The 22,681-nt window shown below is 63.9% G+C and carries 23 protein-coding genes; 10 read left to right on the forward strand and 13 right to left on the reverse strand.

What is annotated here, in order from left to right:
- Positions 1-5 precede the first annotated feature (5 nt).
- The 3 genes from AB4Z46_RS30625 to AB4Z46_RS30635 form a co-directional block, all read right to left on the reverse strand.
- Positions 6-1,586, reverse strand: coding sequence for a serine hydrolase domain-containing protein (locus AB4Z46_RS30625; protein WP_442287330.1), 1,581 nt, complete (start codon positions 1,584-1,586; stop codon positions 6-8).
- Between the two features lie 112 nt (positions 1,587-1,698).
- Positions 1,699-3,084: an RDD family protein gene (locus AB4Z46_RS30630; RefSeq protein ID WP_442287331.1), complete on the reverse strand. Its 1,386-nt coding sequence runs from the start codon at positions 3,082-3,084 to the stop codon at positions 1,699-1,701.
- Between the two features lie 143 nt (positions 3,085-3,227).
- Entirely contained in the window at positions 3,228-3,629 is a 402-nt protein-coding gene (locus AB4Z46_RS30635; protein WP_442287357.1) for a hypothetical protein, read from the reverse strand.
- On the opposite strand from AB4Z46_RS30635, the gene AB4Z46_RS30640 reads away from it, so the two are divergent.
- Positions 3,559-3,711 (forward strand): hypothetical protein, encoded by a 153-nt coding sequence (locus AB4Z46_RS30640; protein WP_442287358.1) that lies wholly within the window; start codon positions 3,559-3,561, stop codon positions 3,709-3,711. The two genes, AB4Z46_RS30635 and AB4Z46_RS30640, sit on opposite strands and share 71 nt — an antisense overlap.
- 59 nt (positions 3,712-3,770) lie before the next feature.
- On the opposite strand, the gene AB4Z46_RS30645 is transcribed toward AB4Z46_RS30640, so the two are convergent.
- The 3 genes from AB4Z46_RS30645 to AB4Z46_RS30655 all read right to left on the reverse strand — a co-directional run bounded on the left by AB4Z46_RS30645 (position 3,771) and on the right by AB4Z46_RS30655 (position 8,712).
- Positions 3,771-5,564, reverse strand: a complete 1,794-nt coding sequence (locus tag AB4Z46_RS30645) for a hypothetical protein (protein WP_442287332.1) — start codon at positions 5,562-5,564, stop codon at positions 3,771-3,773.
- 169 nt (positions 5,565-5,733) lie between these two features.
- Complete coding sequence (locus AB4Z46_RS30650; protein WP_442287333.1) at positions 5,734-6,864, reverse strand: phosphatase PAP2 family protein; 1,131 nt, start codon at positions 6,862-6,864, stop codon at positions 5,734-5,736.
- A 33-nt stretch (positions 6,865-6,897) separates the two neighbouring features.
- Positions 6,898-8,712: an adenylate/guanylate cyclase domain-containing protein gene (locus AB4Z46_RS30655; protein ID WP_442287334.1), complete on the reverse strand. Its 1,815-nt coding sequence runs from the start codon at positions 8,710-8,712 to the stop codon at positions 6,898-6,900.
- A 365-nt stretch (positions 8,713-9,077) separates the two neighbouring features.
- Here AB4Z46_RS30655 and AB4Z46_RS30660 point away from each other — a divergent pair, with 365 nt between their 5' ends.
- The 3 genes from AB4Z46_RS30660 to AB4Z46_RS30670 all read left to right on the forward strand — a co-directional run bounded on the left by AB4Z46_RS30660 (position 9,078) and on the right by AB4Z46_RS30670 (position 11,297).
- Positions 9,078-10,172, forward strand: a complete 1,095-nt coding sequence (locus AB4Z46_RS30660; protein WP_442287335.1) for a hypothetical protein — start codon at positions 9,078-9,080, stop codon at positions 10,170-10,172.
- A 76-nt stretch (positions 10,173-10,248) separates the two neighbouring features.
- On the forward strand, positions 10,249-10,470 hold the full coding sequence (locus tag AB4Z46_RS30665) for a hypothetical protein (RefSeq protein ID WP_442287336.1): 222 nt from the start codon (positions 10,249-10,251) through the stop codon (positions 10,468-10,470).
- A gap of 188 nt (positions 10,471-10,658) precedes the next feature.
- Entirely contained in the window at positions 10,659-11,297 is a 639-nt protein-coding gene (locus tag AB4Z46_RS30670) for a DUF6065 family protein (RefSeq protein ID WP_442287337.1), read from the forward strand.
- 40 nt (positions 11,298-11,337) lie between these two features.
- Here AB4Z46_RS30670 and AB4Z46_RS30675 read toward each other — a convergent pair whose 3' ends face one another.
- On the reverse strand, positions 11,338-11,550 hold the full coding sequence (locus AB4Z46_RS30675) for a hypothetical protein (RefSeq protein ID WP_442287338.1): 213 nt from the start codon (positions 11,548-11,550) through the stop codon (positions 11,338-11,340).
- Positions 11,551-11,814: 264 nt separating this feature from the next.
- Between AB4Z46_RS30675 and AB4Z46_RS30680 the strand changes: the two genes are divergently transcribed.
- Entirely contained in the window at positions 11,815-12,207 is a 393-nt protein-coding gene (locus AB4Z46_RS30680; RefSeq protein ID WP_442287339.1) for a YbaN family protein, read from the forward strand.
- Positions 12,208-12,227: 20 nt separating this feature from the next.
- Here the strand turns inward: AB4Z46_RS30680 and AB4Z46_RS30685 are convergent, their stop codons facing one another.
- From AB4Z46_RS30685 to AB4Z46_RS30705, 5 genes are read right to left on the reverse strand one after another with little or no spacing between them, the layout of a single operon-like run.
- Positions 12,228-12,833, reverse strand: a complete 606-nt coding sequence (locus tag AB4Z46_RS30685; protein ID WP_442287340.1) for a hypothetical protein — start codon at positions 12,831-12,833, stop codon at positions 12,228-12,230.
- Between the two features lie 2 nt (positions 12,834-12,835).
- Positions 12,836-13,468: an SCO family protein gene (locus AB4Z46_RS30690; protein WP_442287341.1), complete on the reverse strand. Its 633-nt coding sequence runs from the start codon at positions 13,466-13,468 to the stop codon at positions 12,836-12,838.
- On the reverse strand, positions 13,465-14,079 hold the full coding sequence (locus AB4Z46_RS30695) for a c-type cytochrome (RefSeq protein WP_442287342.1): 615 nt from the start codon (positions 14,077-14,079) through the stop codon (positions 13,465-13,467). The genes AB4Z46_RS30690 and AB4Z46_RS30695 overlap by 4 nt, the downstream gene beginning before the upstream one ends.
- The gene (locus AB4Z46_RS30700) at positions 14,054-14,767 is read right to left on the reverse strand and encodes a cbb3-type cytochrome c oxidase subunit II (protein ID WP_442287343.1); all 714 of its coding nucleotides are present in this window, start codon (positions 14,765-14,767) and stop codon (positions 14,054-14,056) included. Before AB4Z46_RS30700 ends, AB4Z46_RS30695 begins: the two co-directional genes overlap by 26 nt.
- A 4-nt stretch (positions 14,768-14,771) precedes the next feature.
- On the reverse strand, positions 14,772-16,403 hold the full coding sequence (locus AB4Z46_RS30705; protein WP_442287344.1) for a cbb3-type cytochrome c oxidase subunit I: 1,632 nt from the start codon (positions 16,401-16,403) through the stop codon (positions 14,772-14,774).
- Between the two features lie 255 nt (positions 16,404-16,658).
- On the opposite strand from AB4Z46_RS30705, the gene AB4Z46_RS30710 reads away from it, so the two are divergent.
- Entirely contained in the window at positions 16,659-18,071 is a 1,413-nt protein-coding gene (locus tag AB4Z46_RS30710) for an aminotransferase-like domain-containing protein (RefSeq protein ID WP_442287345.1), read from the forward strand.
- A gap of 381 nt (positions 18,072-18,452) precedes the next feature.
- The gene (locus AB4Z46_RS30715) at positions 18,453-19,025 is read left to right on the forward strand and encodes a hypothetical protein (protein ID WP_442287346.1); all 573 of its coding nucleotides are present in this window, start codon (positions 18,453-18,455) and stop codon (positions 19,023-19,025) included.
- Positions 19,026-19,152: 127 nt separating this feature from the next.
- On the opposite strand, the gene AB4Z46_RS30720 is transcribed toward AB4Z46_RS30715, so the two are convergent.
- On the reverse strand, positions 19,153-19,713 hold the full coding sequence (locus AB4Z46_RS30720) for a hypothetical protein (protein WP_442287347.1): 561 nt from the start codon (positions 19,711-19,713) through the stop codon (positions 19,153-19,155).
- Between the two features lie 279 nt (positions 19,714-19,992).
- Here AB4Z46_RS30720 and AB4Z46_RS30725 point away from each other — a divergent pair, with 279 nt between their 5' ends.
- The 3 genes from AB4Z46_RS30725 to AB4Z46_RS30735 all read left to right on the forward strand — a co-directional run bounded on the left by AB4Z46_RS30725 (position 19,993) and on the right by AB4Z46_RS30735 (position 22,532).
- On the forward strand, positions 19,993-20,514 hold the full coding sequence (locus AB4Z46_RS30725) for a hypothetical protein (protein ID WP_442287348.1): 522 nt from the start codon (positions 19,993-19,995) through the stop codon (positions 20,512-20,514).
- Between the two features lie 3 nt (positions 20,515-20,517).
- Complete coding sequence (locus AB4Z46_RS30730) at positions 20,518-21,324, forward strand: DUF1266 domain-containing protein (RefSeq protein WP_442287349.1); 807 nt, start codon at positions 20,518-20,520, stop codon at positions 21,322-21,324.
- Between the two features lie 647 nt (positions 21,325-21,971).
- Positions 21,972-22,532 carry a hypothetical protein gene (locus AB4Z46_RS30735; protein ID WP_442287350.1) on the forward strand — a complete coding sequence of 187 codons (561 nt, stop codon included), beginning with the start codon at positions 21,972-21,974 and terminating at the stop codon, positions 22,530-22,532.
- The last annotated feature ends 149 nt before the right edge of the window (positions 22,533-22,681 follow it).

Genomic DNA, 22,681 nt, shown 5'->3' on the forward strand with positions numbered 1-22,681 from the left:
GTTCGCTAGCGCGTGCGAGGCACGGCCTCCGTCAGCAGCGCAAGTGCCTTGTTGAGGCTGGCCACTCCGGATCGCTCTCCCTTGTCATGGCCCAGGCGCACGACCACCAGATCGTGCGATGGAACAACGAAGACGAACTGGCCGCCCGCGCCCAGCATGTAGTACGCGGTCTGCGGCACGGCATAGGTCGCCGCACCATTGATCCAGAAGAAGCCCCCGTAGATCATGCGCTTGTCCGCCGCCCAGGCAGGGGCGATGGTGCTCACGAAGTTCACGAACCCCTCCGGCAGGATCCGCTCGCCGTTCCATACGCCGTCCTGCAGGTAAAGATTGCCCAGGCGCGCCCAATCGCGCCCCGACATCGCCTCGTAGCCTTGGGTGAGAAAGTTGCCGTAGGGATCGGTCTCCATCACCATGCTGCGGATACCGATCTTGTCGAACAGATTGCGCTGCGGGAACGAAAGGTATTCCTCGCCGCGCTTTTCCACGGCGAGACGAATCAGATAGCTCGCAAGGACCGGATCGGTGTTGCGGTAGCGGCCCACCGTGTTGGGTGGCCACTGCTGAGGCCGGGTCGCCGCGTAGCTGAACGCGTTGTTCCGTCCGGTGTAGAAGTAGAGATGATCGGGGTAGGGGCCGTTGGGGTCGAAGTCCGGATCGTCCGGCGCCTTGATGCGCAGCCCGCTGGACATGTGAAGAATGTCCGAGATCCGGATCTTCTGCCGGCCGTCGCCGTCGCCTTGCCACTCGGGAATCGGCGCGGGCTGGTCGAGCTGATAGACGCCTTGCTGGATCAGAACGCCCATCATTGTCGCCACCACGCTCTTGCCCATTGACCAGGACTGGAGCGGCGTTGCAATCCCGATGCCGCTCGTGTAGCGCTCGCCAATGAGCCGCCCCTTGTGCGTGACAACGAATGCCTCGGTGTAGGCGTCGGGCGCAGCAAACGCGGCATCCACCGCCTGGGCGATCTTTGCCATGTTGACGCCGGCCGGTGGCGGGTCGGCCGGCAGCACATCCCCCATCGGCCAGGGTACTGCCGCCGGATCCGGCAACGCGCTCTTGATCTCCAGCGGCTTGAAGAAGACGTCGTCCTGGCCAGGCGAAAGGGTGACGCAACCCTGCGAGCCAAAATGGCGCGCGGTCAGGGTCGGACCGTTCGGGATCGTGATGCGGACTTCCTTCCGGGCACGGTCGATCACCGGCTTTTCTACCTTCTTGCGTTGTTCGTACGGTGCCGTGAAGTAGCCGACGCTTTCGGCCGCGAAGTCGGGATCCAGCCCGGTGATGAACACCGCCGAACACATCGTCTTGGCGAAGCCGGCGGTGTGGTGCTCCAGTGGATCGCCGGGCGGCGGCACGTAGGCCGTGTCCAGTTCCAGGGCTCGCGCTCGAGCGATGAGCGCTTCCTTGGCCGGCAGTTGGGCGGAAGTTTGTGCTGCGGCAGTCGTGGCGCCGCCGCCGCCGCCAACGACGACGCCACCGCCACCACCACCTCCTCCACCACAGGCGGCGAGCAACGCCGTCACTGCCAGCGTCAAACCGTTTGCGACAGGATGCTTGAAATAGCGAGTCAGGATTTTCATTTGCGATGGAAGTTGTGGTTGGTCTTGGACGATGGTGTCCGGACGGGTGGTCGGTGCGCGCGCGTCGGCACGCTGCGGTCGAACGACCGCTTCTCAATGGGCGTCGAAGTGCCTAGATGGACTCCTCTCGTCGCGAGGGTCGCGCCGGTCCTGCCGGCCGTTCCGGCCGGTCGGGCAGCGTCTCGAACAGCGCATTTCTCAATCGCTCCGTCTCCGACGTATCGGGCTCTCTGCCCGAGGTGCCAACGATCACGACGCGCCAGGCCTGGTCGCCGTTCTTCACCAAGGTGGTGTGAATGCGTCGAGACGCGTTGCCGACCATGACTCCGCGCATCTGGAGTCCGAAGCGACCCTTGACGTTCATCGGCGTGCCCCGCGCGTCCATGGCCATCTGAGGACGCACGGCGGCGACCCACATGCGCTGGTACTGGTCCAGGCTGATGGAATCGAGACCTTCCTCCATGGCGAAAAATGCGATGACACCCGACGCGTGCGAACTGAAGGTGAATATGGGGTCACCCGTCTCGTTGACCTGTTCGGTGTAGACCCACCCCCGGGGAATCGAAACGCTGCGATCCGAGATGGGATTGCGCCAATCGAAGCCGGCGAAGTAGCTGTTCTTCGCTTCGCGGTCGAGGTGCTGCAGGTAGCCGAAGCCTCCGAACAGGCCGATCATCGCCGCGGCCGCGACCGAACGGCGAAGCGCCCCCATGGGAACAGCATGCACCTGGAAGCGCGCGGCGTCGTAGCTGGCGGGCCGTCCCGCCTTCACCAAACCGTACTGGCGCCACATCGTGAAGAGCGAGATCAAGGGAATGCCGAGCGCAAGGCCGGACGCGTACAGGCGCGTCAGGCGACCGAGGTACGCCATGAAGGTAGGCCGGCCGCCCCCGAGCAGCGTGACCTCGACGCCGAGTATCAGTTTGCCCGGCGTGGTGCCAAACAGGCCGAAGATGACAGCCTGCACGACGAGTGCGAGCGGAACCAAGATGAAACCGAGACCGGCTTCCGAACCGGGACTCGACATCCACAGCGCGAACGCAGGCCAGGTCCTGCCCAAGACGTTGCCGAGCAGGAATCCGACAGGGACGCAAAGCGTCCAGATGTCGAACAACTGCGCGAAAAAGCGCCGCCACGGACCCGCCAACGGCAAGCGGAGGACGTGACGTGGCGCGCCGAGCGCCTGGTGATCGGGCCTCGCCCAACTGGGCCAGTCCGGGACGAATTCCGGCGAAGGGGGCGTCTTCGCTAGCTCCACAAGCTCGAAGCCAGGCTCGCGCGTCTCCCCGCCGACCGCCGGTGGCGGAAGCAGCACGGGCTCCTGCCTGTCTTCGGCCAGCTCTGCAACCTCCAGAAGAGGCTTCCACGCGAGGCGACCAGGCCTCCATACCAAGGTCCTCGGACCGAGGGTGCCGGCTTGGAACAGTTCCCGCACTTGCATCGTCGACAAGGGGCCGCGCCGGTCCTCGCCCTGCGCATACCACCAACCGTCTTCCATGGCCCCTCCGCCACTCGTTGTGGTGGTCGACTGTATCCAACCGTAATCAAAACGCAAAGCGCTGTATTCAGCTTTGGTCCCCCGCGGTTCTGGCCGGGGATTGGGGCTCCGGGCTCAACCGACCCGGATCCAAACCGCGTTGGCTATCCGAAAATCTTCGCCCATGCCGCCCGAATGCGTCGGGCGCGGTCTTCGAAGAGGTATGAGCCAGCCAGCGTCAGCAGACCCGAAACCACACCCGTCACGATGGCCTCGGCAAAGGGGATGCCGTAGTGATTCGCGTGCGAGTAGGCGTCGCCCAACATGGTCAGGACGCCAACGACCAGCGCATTGCCGAAACGGTTCGCGTAGAGCTTGGCCGCCGGGGTGAACGTCAGCAGCACGGCCAGGATGCCGGTGGCAAGCCCTGTCTGCAGTGCGACCGTCCAGTGGGCAAGGCTCAAGAGATTGCCCCAGCTGCCCGGCATGCAGGTCATGCACGCGCTGGTCGGCTGCCACAAGCGCTGGACAAACAGCCTGGCGCGGCGCTTCCAATCGCTTGACATCATTCGTTCCCCATCGGTGCTCTCGCAGAATACCGCACCTCCCGGCGCCGCGAAGGCCGGCTTCGGCAATGTCGGCGCTTGATGCACGACGGCCTGCGGGCGCCCCGGGAGGTGCAGTGCCCGCCCGGCGACTGAGGGAGCTTATTCGCGGAGTCCGTTGCCGAAGCGGTGCAACATCCAGGGAGGCCATGGGTTCACTGCCGGCAAAGCCGAAGGCGGCAAGGGTGGGTTCATCCACAGGTCCCTCGTCAGCATCGGTGCGGCGAAACTGGTTCCCACGAGCCGCGTGACGGCGCCGCTTCGATTGCCAGCGGCCAGCACACCCTGGAGCACAACGCTCTGGTCGGCGGGATAGGCCCAACTCGGGCCATCGCGGCCTCCCGGCCTCGAGGGCCCGCCACTGCTGTACAGGGAGGGCATGGATGTCGTGGCGCAGTAGCTTGCTGCGACGTAGGTCAACGTCCCCGCCGCGATGCCGCTCATGCTCCCGCGCGCGAGGACGGCAGCAGAAGGGACCGGCTGGTCGTCGATGAGCTGAATCGATGCGCGCCGGTAGCGCTTGGGGTCGTAGCCCTTGCTATCGAGGTAGCCGCTGCGGCCGCGCCGCTCGCGGCCCAGGTTGGGATCGCTGCGCGCCAGATAGGCATGAGCCTTGCCGCTCACGCCGGGCTTGGCCCTCAGGCGGACCTTCCAGCGCCCCACGGGCGCCAGCGAAAACCCGTTGGGGGTTGCGCCCGGTACCCTGGCCGTGGGCATGATCGCCATCAGGATGACCTTGCGGTCCGCGTACTGGCAGGTCGGCAATGCGATGGTTCCGGCGGTCTTGTCGTCGGTCTCAGTGATCGTGCAGTACTTGACGCGAACCACCTCCCCCCTCGGCGATATCAGTGCGGCTCTCAGATGGCTGAAGGGCACGCCACTCGGAAGCCAGATCTCGAGGTAGGCAGGCACCTGCGAATCCGGGGCGACGCACCATTGGATTTCGCCGCCTCCCTTGTCCAGGTCAAATTCGGCATGCGTCCTCTGCAGATGGTTGTTGCCCGTCGGGAGCACGATCTGAAGCTCGTAGGGGTCGATGTCGGTCGGCGCTTTCTCGATGATCTCCTTCATCGCCGTCTCGAGGATCGAGCTCCCGTCGTGGGGGCCGGTCTGGGGGCCGTAGCTCAGGTTGACGATCACCTTGCGCGCCTTCCCATTCTTGTAGACATCACGCGCATAGGAACGAATCGCCTGGATGCCGTCCAGCGCATAGTGGTCGAGCCACATGCCCGACGGATCGTCGAGCGCCAGCGTGGGCAACTGCACGAAGGCCATGTCCTTGCGTCCGGCCGGCACGCTGGCCGCCGGGAGCGGCGCCGCGGCGAAGGCACGTGGCCGCGGCGTCGTGCGACTCTTCCATCCCGCTGCCAGGCTCATCACCTGTGCGCCATGGCTCGTGACCGAGCGCAGGCTCGGCAGTTCACTCTGGCGGTAGGCCGAGTCCTCGTTGACCGTGCCATTGACCGTCGCGCTCGCGACGATCGCCTTCAGCTCGTCGTTCACAAAGAAGCGGCCATAGCTGAACGGCGCGGGCTGCGGGGGCGGGACGGCCTTGCCGCCCTGGTCCCAGATGAACCGGACAGCCAGCGCGTTGGGTGCGGAATCGAAATGACGGCGGTGCTTGTGCGCAAACGGGCAGCCATCGTCAACGACGCCCACCACAATCTTGGGACCCGGTCCGTCCAGTTGGATGTTCAATCGGTCGTCCAGCGGGATGCCCTGCGGCGTTCCGAGTTCGAAGCAAGTGGCGCCGAGCTGGGTCTGCAATGCGGACAGCTGCATCTGCAAGGTCTCCCGCTGGCTCGAAACGGTGACGGTGGCGTGCTTGTAGCCCTGATAGGTGGCACTGATCGATGCGCCTTGAAGCCGCCGAAGTGTCTCGACACCGAGACTCAACGGTTTCTTGAATCGCGCCAGCAGGACCAGCGTCTGGTTCTTGTCGCTGGTGAGGTGTCGGAAGTCGGTGTGAAGTGCCCATTGCAGATAGACATCGGCCCGCAGGTTCCTCATCAATGGCAGTTCAGCAGTACGCATGGCGCAATCCCTCAGAGTTTTGAAAGATGGCTCAGAATTTCAGTGCCAAGGCCTTGCGCTCGTCAACGGTCATGTCGTAGAGCTTCGCCAGTACGGGCGTGCTGGTTGCCGCGATGGTCTGCGCGGGCCCTACGGAATAGCCGTTGGCGTTGGCGCCCGGGCCGATGGGATCGTCCATGTCAAGGTCGAATGCCGTCCCATCGATCGGCGCGCCGCCGCCCAATGCGATCCCATTGAAAGTGCGGGGGCACACCTGAATGGCAGCATCGAGGCGCGACAGGATGTACTCCGCAATGCTGTGGCCGAGCAGGCGTCCTGCCACGCCGTCGGCCGGAAAGTGCACGCCCGCTACCACCCTGTTGGTCGCAATGCGCGCTGCCTGGAGGTACAGCTGCTCTCGCATGGCGGCGTATCCTGCTGTCGTCGGCAGAATGCCATCGAGCATCCGTGCGAGTACGAACGCCTGGGTGGAGTGACCGCTCGGAAAACTGCCGTGGCCCGGCGTGGTGATCATCGGCTGAACCTGCTCGGAGTATTGAACCGGCCGCCAGCCTGCAAGCGCGTGTTTGAACTGCATCTCGACCAGCACAGTGAACTGGATCGCGTTGACAAGCAATTCCACCGTGCACCTATGGCGTTCCGGGTGCAGACCCGTGACGGCGGAAACGAACGCAAACTGATTGTCGATCTGCGCGAGGATCTCGGGCGTTCGCTCCATGCGGAGGTCCGCGTAAGCCAGAACCATGCTGATCTGGTCCTTGAAGAAGGCCCGCAGGGGCAGCTTCAGGCTGGCGATCGCCACGCCCCCGGCCTTGAGCTCGGCGGCGTTCCCGTTCTTCACCACTTCAAGATTGCGGCAGAGCTCCCACTGCACGAGATGGGAGCGCACCCATGGTTCCCAGCGCGGAAAATTCTTTGCATCGAACAGGCTGGGCTCTGCGGGCGGCGTGATCGTCGCGGGCGAACCGGTCCCTGTCCCGTCCCGGCTCGCGATCAGCGCAGTGCAGACCAGCGGATTGGCGAATGCATCGGCCAGTGTGGTCGCGCCGGCGGCGGCGCTATAGCCGCCGCTTCCGCCATACCCTCCGTAGCCGCCATACCCTCCATATCCACCGTAGCCGCCGTAGCCGCCGTAGCCGCCGTAGCCTCCGAGTTGCGTCATCGTCTTCTCCTTGGTGATTGTTCGCTCGACGTTCTAGCGTTCCTTCACGCCCGCAGCGCGAAGCGCGTCTTTCAACCGTTCCAGGTAGGCCGGCACGCGGTCGCGCGAGGGGTAGCCCTGCGCGAAGCGCGATACGGTGAACTTCGGATCCCGCTGAATCAACCGCGCGAGGGTCCGGCTCGCGGCGTCTACCTGCCCGGCCAGAGACTGCGCGATGATCAATGAACGGTAGCTCGACAGATGCGACGCGTTGACCCGCAGCGACTGCTCGGCGTGGCTGATCGCGAGGTCGTAGCGCTCAGCGGAGATCGCGATCGAGGCCATCAAGGAGTTGTAGTAGTACTTCAACGGGTCGAGCGGCGACAGTTCGAGCGCCCTCATCCCCGCGGGAAGCGCTTCGGATCCGTTGCCGTCGAACGCGTGCACCATGGCCTTGAAGAGCCAGGCCAGAGATTCGTTCGAATTCCATTCGAGTGCCCGGCTGCAACTCTGCAACGCCCGGTCCACATCCTTCATCAGGTGGCAGTACACGAAGCCCTGCATGGCCCACGCGAGCGGATTGCCGGGCTCGACGTCCAGTGCGCGACGCGTTTCCTGCAAGGCGAAGTTCGCTTGTGCCTTGGCGTCGTCGGTCAGGCCGCGCGTCGAGCAAAGCACATACCACTTGGCAAGCCACACGCGAGGCAATGCACACTGGCCATGTCGTTGGATCAATGCGTCCAGCACCTCGCGCGTGCGCAGGAACTCCGACGGTGCGCTTCGGTGCATCAGTCCGATACCGCCGAGAAGCAAGCTGTAGCTCTGCAGACTCGGCAGCGGACGCACGAGGGCCTCGCGCGCTTCCCTGTCCAGGAGCGCCCGATGACAGCCGTTGGCGATCGCGGTGCAGATCTCACTGTGCATCTGCACGAGGTCCTCGACGTCGCCCGTCAGGCGCTCGGTCCACACAATCTCGTTGCGCTCGACGTCGGTGAACTCCGACAACACGAGCAGCGTCTTTCCAGTGATCACGTAGCTGCCGGACAGCACGAAATGGGCACCAAGGAATGCCTTCGCATCGTCCAGGATTCCCGCGCGGCCTCGGAACGCCGACGTCGAGAGGTGCGAGATAACCTTGAGTTCCTGCGTCCGGCTGAGTTGCCCGATCACGCCCTCGGCGACGAGATGCCCGAGCGAGTACTGCTCGGGCTGGACCGTGCGCGACACGAACGGCATGACCGCGACGGTCGGAACCGGCGGCGTCGCATTGGCGCGGGGTGTCCATGTCGGCGCGACCTGATCCGGCGACCGGATGTCGTAGACGTGCAAGGGCCCGTCGACATGCTTGAGATACCAGTCGCCCAGGTCCTCGATGACGCCGTCGAGGCCATCGACCAGCCCATCGCGGGCAGACGCCGTGGCGACTGTCTGCCCGGGCCGCGCGAGCGCGGCCACGCGGGCGGCCAGATTCACGCCCGTGCCGTAAATGTCGTGCTCGCCCTCGTAGACGTGGGTGGCATGCAGCCCGATCCGCAACTGCATGCGACCGCGATCCGTCTCGCGTTGCTGCTCGTCAAGCCACCGGTGCATGGCCAGGGCAGAAGCGACGGCGCGTGGGGCGCCGTCGAATTCCACCATGAGACCGTCGCCGAGACTTTTCACCAACTGTCCCTCGTTTGCCGGCAGGACGAACTGCATCACATGCACAAGGAACGCTTGCCATCGTTGAATGATGCCGAGTTCGTCCGTTTGCATTAGGCTCACCGACTCGACAAGGTCAACAACCAGAACAACCTTCTCCTGGCGCTGGAAGCTGAACCCGACCGATGCAGCAAGTGGGATGCTGGAGGCGCCAGGAGACAAAGTCATCCCTCCGTTTAGCGAGAAAGGCGGCAAGAGGGTGCCTGCGATTGCTTTGCGCGCAAGACAACCCACACGTTTGCACATTTTGATTACATCCGACTCGATGCCAATCGTCAAAGGCCGTGGGCTTCGCATTCGCCCATCGTGTCGGAAAACAAGCACTCATTCCGTACCAAGCGTGTGACTTCGCCGCAAGCAAAAAAGGTAGTCCCAGATACATTTTGCGACCCACGATACAGAACACCTCACCCCCGAACGCCAGCGTGCCCCCTCGCTTCAGGCTGTTTGGGTCAGGGGACCTCGCGAAGGCGTGCCCTGCGGCGACGGGGCGGCTGTCCGACTTGCAATCCACGTGAGAAACGGAGCGTGCGATGGAGAAGAGAAAGGCCGAGGTGGTGGGCGCATGCATCGTGTCCGCCGCGAGCTCCTTCCCCCTGCACTTGATGTCGCTCTTGGTTGCCCTGGTGGCCCTCGATGGACGTCTACCGATTGAGCGAGCGGGATGGATCAGCTCCAGCTTCATGTTGGGGTTGCTCGCAGGCACAGTCGGGCTGCCTCTCAGCGGCGTCACTCGCGTAACACCATTTTGGGCAGCCGCAGCGCCAGTGATTGTCGGTTCTGGCCTGGGGCTTGGCGCCTTCGTGGGCGGGGCCTACCTACTGGCGGGCTGGGTGATCGTGGGTGCTGCCGCAGGCATGTTGAGCCTGCTTGGGTCGACTGCAGCCGCAACCTACCGCGACGCGCATTTTGTGTTCTCACTGCGACTTGCGCTCGTTCTTTTCTCCTCTGCGGTTGCCATCGCGATGGGGGCGGCGCTCGGTGGATTCAGGTCCTACGGGAACGCAGTGAGCGTCCTCGGAATTGCCTTCGCGGGCGCATGCGCCGCAGGCCTGGTTTGGTACCGAGCGCCTGAGCCCAGAGCCAGGTCGAGAGAGCCGCGGCAAGACACGAGGCGGCGGCTGTACGACCTGCTGATCGTGGCGCTCTTCTTCTGTGGACAAACAGGATTTTCGTCGTATGCTGCGCACTTGGCGATCGCCAACGGGATCGACGCAGGGTCGCTTCCCCCTGTGTATGCGTTTTGCAAGACGGCCGCTGCGGCCATCCTATTGAGACTGGGGTTGTCGGGGCGTTCAGTTGCGCCCTCCCTTTGGCTTGGGGCGCTGCTTGGAATGGCAGTCGTTTCGATGGCGCTATCAACGGGCTTTGCGCAATTTGCGGTAGGACTCCTTTGTTGGGAAATCGCGCTGAACCTGCAGTCGACCCGCATGCAGGCCACCATCGTTTCTCGACATCCTGCGTTTGCTGGCGCGTGGATTCCGGCTGCAGTGGCATTTGGCGCAGCTCTTGGACCGGTTGCTCACGGGCTTTTGCTGAGCGTGACCGGCGGAATGTGGTTTGTTCTGTACACCGTTGCGTCAGGCATGTTGCCCGCCATAGCGCTCAAGCCATACGCGAAGCGGTGAGGACTCAAAAGACCTGAACCCATCAGGCACCCCGGTCTCGGGTTGAGGCCAAACTGACAATCCGATAGGAGCACGTATGAACACGAGCGATCCAACACGGGTCTGGTTCGGAGAAGGCGTCATTTCGCCATCTGTAGCAGCTCATCTGGCGAAGCACGCAGCGATTGCCAAGCCGCAGGCTCAGGCCGGCACGACGCGAGCTGCGGATGGGCAGGCGTCGAAGAAGGAGGTTGTGCGCGTGATGGTCGGTGAGGGTGTGATCTCTCCCGCCGTGCAACGGCACATTCGGCGCTCATAGAACCATCGCCCGCACAACAGCTGGACGCGAGGCGAGAATTGGCGTCAGACACCACAACCACCTTCACAAGGGTGTTCCCCGGGGCGATCCCGCCAATGCGGGCCGACAAGTCGGCATTGGGATTCATGCCGACTTCCGCGTTCCAGTATTGCGAGGCGATGAGGGTCGCCTCGAGTCACGGGTGGTACATGTTTCCGCCCGTCGACATTCGCCTTCGCTTCAATGGTGCCGACGTTTTTCACGAGACGGATGCGGGGTGGGAATTGCTGTCCTTCGCATACCTGACGGGATTCGTTGACTTCTGGAATGAGCATTGCCCGCCTGGTTTCGAGGGGCTCGTCCCGCCACATCTGCGCGCGCTACCCGCTCGCGGTGTTGTCCAGGTATGGAGTGGTTGGCTGATCGGAACGGCGTCAGGCTGGAGTTCTCTGATCCGCCCGATCGTCAATGTGACGCGCAGCCACCTTTTCCACTGCTATGAAGGAGTCATCGAGACGGATGAATTCCAACCCATCCCCCTCTTCGTGAACCTGCAGATCACGGCGACGGAGGTGCCAATCATGTTGCGGCGCGACACGCCACTGTTCCAAGTCCAGCCGGTTCGGAGAGAGAGCTTCTCGGACCTCGCACATGCTTGCCGATGGGCGGAGGCATTGGCCCCTGTTGATGATGACTCAGCGATGATGAGCGACACCGAGTGGGCCAGCTACCGCAAGACAATTCGTACCGATCAGAGTTTTGAGACGCATCGGCTCGGCGACTATGGAGCTGGCGTTCGCAAGCGCGCGAAGAGTGGTGGCGACGACGAGGCGAGCGCCTCTGGATGAGCGAGTTGACGGCATGCCTCGGCCCATTGGGGCGCGCCAATCATCTTGGCCGGTCGGTCAAAGTGAATGTCATTGCGCCGCAAGCCTTCGAGGATCTGGCGCAGGGACGCAACGCGCGCGGCGCCGTCGTTTTCGAATGAGCGACTTCGCGCGGCGAAGCCGGCAGCACGCGCCAGGCCGATGCCGTCAGCGCAACGATGCGCAGCGCCGCGTGCAGCGGCAGCGCCAGAGGATCAGGATTGCGAAGGGACATGGTCGGTGCGTCGGGAGGATGTCGATGCGGCCGATTCTGCGGACGCTGCGCGCGCGGACCAACGAAGGAATGCGAGTTTTCAGATGCGCTTTGTGTTGCCGGCGCCAGGCCCGAACAGCAGACAGACTGCGCCGTTTCGATCTCGACACGCGGCCGCCCGGCCACGGAGCGGCCAGAATGAGCCCCCATGACTCTCCCGTTGCACACGCTGCAAGGCACCCTGAAGCGAGCCGGCCACGGCCCGATCGCACCGAGGGTGCGGCGTTGAAGCCTGGTCCCGGACGGTCCTCCCCGCTCGTGCGCGGCCTGCTGTACGCCTTCGCCGTGCTGTGCCTGATCCTGGGGCTGATCGGCGTCGTCCTGCCCGGGATGCCGACGACGGTGTTCATCCTCATGGCCGCCTGGGCGGCCGCGCGCAGTTCGCCGCGGCTGCACGGCTGGCTGCTCGACCACCGCCTGTTCGGCCCCCTGCTGCGCAACTGGCAGAACGGCCGCTGCGTGAGTCGCCGCGCCAAATGGAGCGCCACCGCCACCATGGCGATCTGCGCCGTGATCGTGTCGCTGACGGCCCACAAGCCATGGCTCGCCGCGCTGGCCGTCGGCTGCATGGCCACGGTGCTGGCCTGGCTGTGGTCGCGCCCGCTGCCGCCGTCCTGAGGCCCGGCGACCGGGCACGGCTACGGTGCCGGAGAAGCCGCCTGCCCGAACGCGAGCTCTTCCGAACGCCACGAAGAGCGGGCGACCAGCCACAGCCAGCCGGCCAGCCCCGCCGAGGCCCAGGCCACCATCGCGCGACCGGCCTGCCCCTGCTGGTCCGTCAGGTACACGCTGCACAGCTGCTGCGGCGCCTCCTGGTACACCAGGCCCGCGGCGAGGGTCATCCAGAACCAGTTCATGACGATGAACGCCTGCAGCACGGTTCCGGCGGAAGCCCAGGATGCGCGCAGCAGCAGGCCCGCGGCGACCAGGCTCGCGACCTTGGCGACGGCCACGTCCGCGCGCAGCACCGCCAGGTCCAGCGCCGCCGGCACCATCCAGAACCCGGTCACGCACAGCGCGAACAGCAGGCCCGGCAGCCCGTTGGCATTCCAGCGGCCGATGGCGCGACTCAAACTGTCGCCGGCCCGGGCGGCCGCGAGCCAGCCGAGCAGGAACAAGGCCGGCAGCTCGAGGCCCATGTGGCGCGCCATCGTGTGTTCGAGCCAGGGATGTGCGGCGGCCATGGCGGCCAGCAGCAGGCCGGGAGCGAAGTCGCGCAGATGCCGCCTCCACACCGGCGCCATGCTCAGGCGCCTCCGACGCTGCGCAGGTAGTCGGCCAGGGCGATGTCCGGGCGATCGATGTCGTAGGCGCGGCTCAGGCGACCGTCCTCGCCGATCAGGAACAGCGCGGCGTTGTGCGAGTAGCCGCCCAGCCCGTCCGGCAACACGACGACGCCGAACAGGTCGAGCATGGCCTTGAGCTGGGCCGGATCGCTGACGCCGGCAAAGCGCCAGACCGCAGGGTCGGCATCCAGCCGCCGCGCATGCTCGGCCAGCACCTGCGGCGTGTCGTTGGCCGGATCGAAGCTGAGCGTGAGCAGCCTCACGTGGCCGGCGAGCCCGCGCGCCTGGATCTCCCCCTGCAGCCAGGATTGCCCCGCGACGCTGGTGAGGCACACGGACTGGCAGCGCACATAGGCCAGCGTGACGAAGGTGGCTTGCCGCGCGGGACGGCCGTAGTCGCTCAACGCCAGCCGCCGGCCGCCGGCGTCGATCAAACCGATCGCGGGCAGCGGGCGCGGCGCGCTCGCGATCTCGGCCCGTCGGACGCCGTCCGACGTCACCGCGGCAAAGCCATGGGTCACGGCCGCGAACGCAGACAGCGCCGCGACGGCCACCCCGGCCGTCGCGGCCAGCGTGYGCCAGCCGCGAATCACGGCGGGGTCCCGCCGGCAGACGCCACGAATTTCTCCAGCTCGGCAATGGCCGGCCAGGGCTGCGTGCGCTCCGCGCTGGCCTTGCGCGCGGCCTGCACGGCCGCCACGTCCACCGCGGCACCGGCATTGCCCCATTCGGCGCGGATGAAAGTCAGCACCGCGGCCAGTTCGGCGTCGTTCATCTGCTCCCCGAAGGCGGGCATCGAACCGTTGTAGGTGGTGCCGGCGACTTCGATGGGACCATTCAGTCCGTGCAGCACGATCTGGATCGGGATCTCGGCCGGTCCCTTGACCCACGACGCATTCGCCAGCGGCGGAAAGACGCCCGGCAGCCCCTGTCCGGCCGCCTGGTGGCAGGCCTGGCACTTGGCGACGAACAGCTGGCGCCCATCGACCGTGCCGCCCTGCGCCGGCGCCGTCCCCTGGGCCAGGGTGGCCGGCGCGCGCTGGTCGCCCAGTCCCGCGAGGCCATCGGGCCGGGCCAGCAGGATGTAGCCGACGGCCCACACCACGAGCGCCAGCGCCAGGCCCAGCACCACGCGCGGCACCGGGTTGTACTGCTCGTGCGGATCGGCGTGCTCGCTGCTACGGCTTTGCTGGGGCTGCTTCATCGTTGTTCTTTCCTGTGGGGACTTCGGGCGACGCATCGGCGGCGGCCGGCACTTCGAGCCCGCGGCGCGCCGGCAGCATGCGCGTGACGGCCTCCGCCTGGGCCGGCGTGAGCACGGGGTACTCGCGCTGCAGGCTCTGCAGGTAGGCCACCAGATCCAGTGCCGCCGGCGTGGCGACCACCGTCTTGCCGAACGGCACGGTGCCGGGCGGCAGCGCCACGATGCGCTCGCCCTTGGCGGCGGTGCCTTCGTTCTTCACTTCGAACAGGAAGGGATACGACGGCATGATGCTGCCCGGCACGTAGGCGCGCGGCTGGAACAGGTGGCCCAGGTGCCAGTCCGCGCTGGGCTGGCGGACGCCGATGTTGAAGAGGTCCGGCCCGGTGCGCATCGTCCCCAGCAGCGGCGGTTCGTCGTAGTGGTAGTCGCCGGCCACCGAGGCGCGGCCCCAGCCGCGCTGCGCGTCGGCGATGCCGGCGCCGGTGGTGCTGGGCTGCTGCGTGTGGCAGGCGATGCAGCCGTTGGCCATGTAGACCGTGCGGCCGCGCAGCTCCTGGCTGGTGTAGGGCTTGAGGGCCGGCGGCGCCGGCTCGTCCTTGAGCTGCAGGAAGGGCACGATGATCATCGCGGCGGTGGCGAGCGAGAGCGTCACCATCGCGCCGCTGACGAGCTTGAGTTCGTTTTCCATGGTGTCAGACCGCCGAGGTGTGGAGTGCGATGCGGTCGGTCTGCGTGAACACGCCCGAACGCGCGGTGATCAGCGCGACATGCCACGCGAACACCAGGTGGCCGAGCGTCATCAGCGCACCGCCGATGGAGCGGCCCTGGAGCCAGGGCAGCGTGACCGCGACCGAGTCCATGAAGGGGCGCGCCGGGTCGAGCAGGATCAGGCCCTGCAGGATGCCGCCGATGCTCAGCGTGATCATGTAGACCGCGAAGCCGGCCACCACCAGCCAGAAGTGCAGGCTGATCAGGGCGGGCTTCGGCCAGCGGGTGTCGAGGATGCGCGGCAGCGCGAAATACACGCCGCCGAAGATCACCATCGACACGAAGCCGTACATGCCCAGGTGCGCGTGGGCCACCGTGAAGTGCGTGAAGTGCGTGACCGCGTTGAGCGAGCGCAGCGCTTCCAGCGAGCCCTGCAGCGAGGCCAGCGTGTACATCACGGCGCCGAAGAAGATGAAGCGCAGCACGTGCGAGTGCTTGAGCGCGCTGAAGTGGCCCTGCAGCGTCAGGTGCTGGTTGAGCGAGAAGGCCACCACCGGGATGATCATCATCACGCTCTGCACGATCGACAGCGTGATCAGCCACTCGGGGATCGGGCCGCCGATCAGGTGATGGGCGCCGACCTGGCCGTAGAAGAAGGCCAGGGTCCAGAAGCCGAGCAGCGAGAGGTTGTACGAGCGCACCGGCCGGCCGATGACCTTGGGCAGGAAGTAGTAGACGCAGGCGATCGACAGCGGCGTGTAGAACAGGCCCAGCACGTTGTGGCCGAACCACCAGTTCATCGTCGCCTGCTCGACCCCGAAGTGCACGCCGGGGATCTTGGCCACGATGTAGAGCGTGGGGAACCAGAACAGCGCCGCGCCCATGTACCAGACCGACACGTAGAGATGCTGGACCTGGCGACGCTGCAGCATCAGCGCCATCGGCAGTCCGATCAGCATGCCGCCGACGGCGAACAGGCCGCCGATCTGCCAGGGAATCTCGAGCCACTCCATGCCGGCGCTCAGGCCGATGGCGATCGCGCCCAGGCCGGCGATCAGGCCCGCGTTCCAGAGCACGGCGCCGACGATCACCAGGCGCCCGCCCATCAGCTGGGTCTTGAGCAGGCGCGGCAGCATCCAGATCGCCAGGCCGAGCAGGCCCAGCGGCGCCCAGCCATAGGCCACCGCGTTGAGGTGCAACGTGCGCAGGCGGCCCATCGTGAGCCAGGCCTGCTCGGTCAGCAGGTCGGGCCAGTGGAGCTTGAGCGAGGTCAGCAGGCCGGCGGCCGAAGCCACCAGCAGCCAGACCACGGCCGAGCCGATCAGCACGAAGGCCGGGAACGCGCTGGAGCGGTCGGCCGCCTCGCGGACCGCCGCCTCGCTGGGCGCCATGCCCCGGGCCGGCGATGCCTGGGCCGCGGTCACGGCCGCCAACTGGCGCTGCTGCTCCGCGCTGGCCGAGGGCTCCTCGGGATGGCCGATCTCGCCGGCCGAGAAAATGGTGCGCGCGCCGGTCGATTCGGCATCGAACAGGCCCTTGCGCAGCGACCAGATGAATGCGAACAGGCCGGTGATCGACAGCAGGAAGGTGGCCAGCAGCAAGGCGGTGGGGTTCATGTCCTCTTTCTGTCTTCCCGAGGGTCAGGCACGGGGCCGGGGAAGAACGTGGCTGTGATCCTAGGTCGCCTGGATCAGATCGTGAATCACCAGTTGTTCTCTCAATAAGCAGATCAGATGGTGAACTGCTCTACTCCTCTCCCTCTCGAATCGTCCCAACAAGCTCACATTCATGCCTTTCACTACAATTCACGAAATTGCATATCAGCGCACGCCGGGGCTAGCCTGTCGCGGGCTGCATTCGAGAGGCATTTGATGAAGCTCTATGAAGCGCTGGCCGCCGACATCGAGGCGTCGATCCGCACCGGCGTGCTGCATGCCGGCGACCGCCTGGCGTCCGTGCGCCACACCAGCCAGAGCCGGGGTGTCAGCGCGTCCACGGTCTTCCAGGCCTACTACCTGCTCGAGGCCCGCGGCCTGATCCGGGCCCGGGAACGGTCGGGCTACTACGTCTCGGCCGGCGTCAGGCAGGTCCCGCCCGAACTGGACCTGACTTCGCAGCCCAAGGACGAATCGATCGCGGTCGACGTCAGCGAACAGGTGTTCGAGATCCTCGAATCCAGCATGACGCGCGACGTGGTTCCCTTCGGTTCGGCGTTTCCGAGTCCGTTGCTGTTCCCGCTCGGGCGGCTCGGCCAGGCCATGGCCTCGAGCGCGCAGTCGCTGGACCCCTGGAGCACGGTGGACGACCTGAGTCCGGGCAACGAGGCCCTGCGCCGCCAGATCGCGCTGCGCTATCTGGCCGACGGCATGCCCGTGCACACGGACGAGATCGTCATCACCAACGGCGCGCTCGAAGCCCTGAACCTGTGCCTGTCCGCGGTGACGCGTCCCGGCGATTCGGTGGTGGTCGAATCGCCCACCTTCTACGCGGCGCTGCAGGCGCTCGAGCGCATGGGGCTGCAAGCCATCGAGGTGCCGACCCATCCCCGCGAAGGCATCGACCTCGCGGCTCTGGAGCATGCGATCTCGCGCCACAAGCCGAAGGCCTGCTGGCTCATGACGACCTTCCAGAACCCGCTCGGGAGCTCGATGCCGGAGGCCAAGAAGAAGGCGCTGGTGGAGCTGCTCGCGCGCCACCAGTTGCCGCTGATCGAAGACGACGTGTATGCCGAACTCTATTTCGGCGACAAGCGCCCGGCGCCCGCGAAGGCCTTCGACACGCAGGGCCTGGTCATGCACTGCTCCTCATTCTCCAAATGCCTGGCGCCCGGCTACCGCATCGGCTGGGCAGCGCCCGGGCGCTTCGTGAAGTCCGTCGCGCGGCAGAAGCTGACGACCACGCTGAGCGCCTCCGCGCCGGCGCAACGCGCGATGGCGCTCTACCTGGAACGCGGCGGCTTCGACAAGCACCTGCGCAAACTGCGCCAGACGCTGGCGGCCCAGCAGGCCACCTTCGCCGAAGCGGTCGGACACCATTTCCCGAGCGGTACGCGGGCGACCCGGCCCGCGGGCGGCTACTTCCTGTGGGTCGAGCTCCCCGAGGGCATCGATGCGCTGAAGGTCCACCGCCACGCGCTGTCCCTCGGCATCAGCGTGGCGCCAGGACCGATCTTCTCCGCCAGCCGTGCGTTCACGAACTGCCTGCGGCTGAACTACGGCCACACCTGGGATGCGCGCAGCGAACAGGCTCTGGCGAGCCTGGGACGGCTGGTTTCGTCGCTGTAGCGAAAGCCGCGCGAACCTTCTTCAGGCAAGACCTCAACCCCAGACATTTCCGCCGCCAGTTTCTGAATCGACGGGGTTCGCGCAGGCGCCGCATCGCGGTGAAATGGCCAGTTGCTGCATGCGCCAACTGCTTCCTTTGTTCGGCCAGCCGCAAGACCGCTCAGGGATTCCCTCTGAGTAAAAAGGCGAGCCCCGAAGGTGCACGAACACCGACGAGGCTCTAACCACAACGTGCAACCATCTAAGGAACCGCACATCATGGCTACCTCGAATGATAGTGACCTCCCCGGCATCGCCATTTCCGTCCGCGGCGGATCGGTGCAGGTCTTCGTGAACACTTGCAATGACCCGGCACACCGTGTCCCACGCGACGCACCCGGCTTGAACGGCGAGCGGCCATTCGCCCAAAGTCGCAGCCTCGCCCGTCTCGCGCGGGCCCGGCGGCTCTCCGCCATGCTCGATGTCGACGTACCGCGCGCTGCGGCCTTCGCAGGCGCAGCGCCACGTGATGCATTCATCGCCACGCGCTCGCCCTTCGACGTGTTCGCCGAACTGGCGAAAGTGGTGCGCGCGGCCAAGCGCGAGGTGCTGATCGTCGATCCCTATGTGAACGCCACCGCGCTGACGGACATCGCCATCGCCGCACAGGAAGGCGTGCGCATCCTCATCCTGGGTGATCGCGCCGGATCCAAGTCCAGCCTCGCGCCGGCGGCCAGTCGCTGGCAGGCGCAGTACAGATCCGCGCGTCCGCTCGAAGTCCGCCTTGCACGCGACAGGTCCTTGCACGACCGCTTGCTGTTGATCGACCGCACGGAGGTCTGGAACCTGTCCCAGTCGATCGCGGACTTCGCCAAGAAATCGCCGGCGTCGATCGAGCGAAGCGGCGCGGCGATCGAGAAGGAGAAGGCGGTGGCGTACCTGGGCTTGTGGATCGGCGCCACGCCGCTTGCCTGAGGGGCCAGTCTCAGCAGGCCACCGTGGGGTGGCTTGCTTCGTCTAGTGAGCCCTCCGTCATCTTTCGGACCCCTCCATGGCCATGTGGGCAACAAGCATCGCCGGCCCGCGCCCCTCTTGCAGGGGCTCACTCTCCGTTCACCAGAGACACCCCGTCCATCGGCTTGAGCATCCATTTCGCAACGTCCGCGCCCAACCCGTGAATCACTGCATCCATTGAGCTGCATTCGGTGGTCTCCGCCGTGATATCGGAGGGCTGGGTGTGCATCTGGCGCAGGCCTTTGAACTGCGCAGTGGGCAGTCCCGGTCGTTCGAGCACCGCATGGATGACCACGATCGTGGGGCCGCCGGCGCTGACGGTCACCATGTCCATGATTTCGATCTTCAGCAAAGGGGCGGCATCCCTGCCGGTACCCAGCACGGGGAGCACAACCTCATACCGCGCCTTCAACTGATCTTGCACCGCCTGACGCAACGGGTCCGGCACGCCGCACGCGTCATCGGATTCAGAGATCTGGCGCCCCTGGTAATTCCCGTACACGACTGGCGGCAGTATCACCGTGTTGTAGGCAGCAGGCGCCGGTGGCATTCGCTCAGGCGACTGGGGATCGTGTGAACTGCAAGCAGCCAGAACCAAGCTCACCGCCATCGCGATGCACGCATTGCGCACGGATTGTCTTGCTGTCATGGAAGAACAGGGGAGACGTGAAGAATTCGACCACTGTACGGCTCTACGCCGGCATGAGTCTTGGCAAAGGCAATGCTGCCAATGGATGGCTTTCTCATCGTGGGTGTTCCTGGTGTCTCGCGCTCGACACGAGCGGCTCGCGGAGGCGGACGAAACCTGACGGCGCCCTGACGCAATTTGTTACATTAGTCTGCGGACTTGGATGAATTTTGCAGGACCGACTACCTATCTATCGGGCCAATCACCCAGTCAAACCAAAGCTACAAGGAAATATATCGCATGCAGACCATTAATTACAAAATGGAATACTCAATTCTTGAGTACGTTTTCGGTCTTATTGGCCCGGCGATCATCATTGCTGCAATTTTTTATCCGATTGCCGATCTGAAAATAGGAACCCTGCGGCTTCATCTCCCGACAGGCGTGGCCAATGGCCTCCTCATGCTAGTCGGGGCTTATGTCACGTATCTTACAGTTGGAACACTTTTTAAGAAGCGCGCGGCCAACAGCCAAGGAGCCAGCATTGTTCTCGACGAGAAGAGCATGTCTTTCACGACCGTCAAGAAATTCGCTGGCGTACTGACCACTGTGAACTATGATGCAATCGATAAAATCACCATCACGGATATTCCGGAAACCTCGACATCGAGCGCAGAGAAAACAATAGAAATTAGTGCGCCATCAACAGCATTTAAAAAATTCGAGTTCGATGCCATTCACATGGCGAAAGATTCGGACTTTGATGCTCTCGCGGGCGCACTCAAGCATCGCGCCATGAATGCGGCCTTCAAGCAAATCTAATTTATGGGTTTCTTGCATAAATTATTCCAGATAGTTTCTGGAAAAAAATACAGAAATTGCCCCGGTGGCGCCGCAGAGGATCCTGCAGTGCAGCGAGCACTCAAAGCTGGGCTCATCAACTCCGAGCAGATCTTGGCGTATTGCGACAGTTGCACAACTGGACTGTCTCACGATACTCTCGCCGAGGGGCTCGGCTCACACTGGGGTATCAGCTCGCCTCGGGAGGCTGCTGAGACTCTGGAGTGGCTCAGCCGCTATGGCCATCGCTTTTTTTACGACATCGTTTTTCGGGTATACAGCGATGGTGCTTCAGGAGAGGAGCGCCAAGAGGTTCTCGAGGCATTGCTAGCCAGTGGTCGATACGGTGCCCCGGAAACCGTGCGTCAACAGATTGCCGCGCAGGGGCCATGCGAGGAAAAAGATCTCGTTTTCTCGGCGTTGGAGCAGGCCATGGAGATGCTGGGGAATCTGCGATCCGTTTTTCGCCTTCTCGAAGACGAAGTCAATGGCTCGTATCCCCCCAAGGATTACAGCGCTGGAATACTTGCCTGGGATCTTGGCCGCCTCGTCACTGTTGCAAGGATGTCATTGGACTGCAAATACATTGGACTGGATGAATTCAGTCGCATTCTTACGCACGTTGATAGCGAGTTGCGTTCGAATTTTTCATCCTGGCCACAGTTTGCAAAGAGCTACATCATCGGTCGAGCCAGTTGGGGAGGTCAGAACATGACGCTAGGCGGAATTATCGGCATTGCCGAAGATCTCATGACTGATGCAAAGAGCCCTTGGGTGCTGTCTCCCCTGTGAGTTATTGGACTGCCGCGGCGGGCATTGCGGATCTTCAGCGCCACAACCGCAGCAGAAACTCAACTCATGACTTTTAGCTGACCTCTCCTAACTAAGGTCTTGTCCGCGTGGGGCATCGCCACGTTGTCCGCGTGCGGTGCCTACCGCCTGACGACCTGTTGATGGCCAACACACTCGGCTTCCAGGTCCAGGTCATGACGAGCCTTTTGATCGGCGCTACCGAGTGTGTTTTGTCTCTTCATTTTCTTGGGTGCGGGTGCGCTGATTAGAGGATGGCTTACCGCGTTCGCCCCGGTTTCCGAGGTAAATGCCGCTGACGGCCACAACCAGGCATTCGAACTCTGCCTCCAAATCTGATGAAGCCCGCACTTTCCGTCAATGCCGCGCTTGAGAACTAGCGACTTTGATAGGCTAGGACATCGCTATGGAAGGCGTCCCGCGCTTCGAATTCGAGGAACGGCCCTGGGCCGCTTCCCAAAGTCAGAGCGCCGCAACGCGCAAGGTGACGGCCCTCGCGAGCCCTTACTTGCCGGAAACGACTGCTTCGAAGCAACCATTACAACCGGCTTTTGCCTAACTGGGGCTACCGAAGCGATGCTTCAATTCGGTCAGAAGGCGCCCTTTACTTCAGTCAAAAAATGATAATTATGAAAAAAATTCTCATCGCCGCGGCCCTCGGTATTTCCGTTCCTGCAATTTCGCAGACAAGCTTTTTGGGAATAGCTTTCGACTCCCCGTTTCCAGGTGAAATGAAAGAGTGTCCGAAGTCTAAAATTTTGAACATGGTCGACCATGAACTCGTCAAAGGGGCTGGTACGTGCTATTTTATTAAACAGCATGGCACTTATCAAGTTTATAACAGCCCAGACTTAGGCTTGGGTCATATGCTGACAGTTGAGACTTCCGATGACAAACCCATTATTTTTTCATTCTCTTTCAATAAGACCAAGTACGACCAAGCCATCGACATTTTCACTGCGCGCTACGGCAGACCGCAAAAGACAAACAGCGAAAAAGTGCAGACTCGCGCTGGTGAATATTTCAATTCTCGAGCGAATATTTGGGAAGGAAAAATCCTTCGAATCCAACTTGATGAAATCGGCAAAGACGTCCGCTGGAGTGATGCTGTAATAGTTAATCTTTCCGCCATGAACAGTATCAATAAGAAGAATAGAGAGGCTGCAGAGGCGGCGGCCAGAAAACTTTGAACCGCGTCTTTTAGTCCATTATCGCGACGATCCGCTACGGGGTAAGTCGGAAGACCGCCGTGGGCCCGGTGGCGCCGGCAGAGGTGTGGCAGGATGCGGCCAATTGCAGACCTTCGTGGACGCCTCGCAACGAACCAAATTGTTGACGC

It is taken from the genome of Variovorax sp. M-6, from assembly GCF_052114385.1.
In the GTDB taxonomy this organism is placed as follows: Bacteria; Pseudomonadota; Gammaproteobacteria; order Burkholderiales; family Burkholderiaceae_C; genus Variovorax.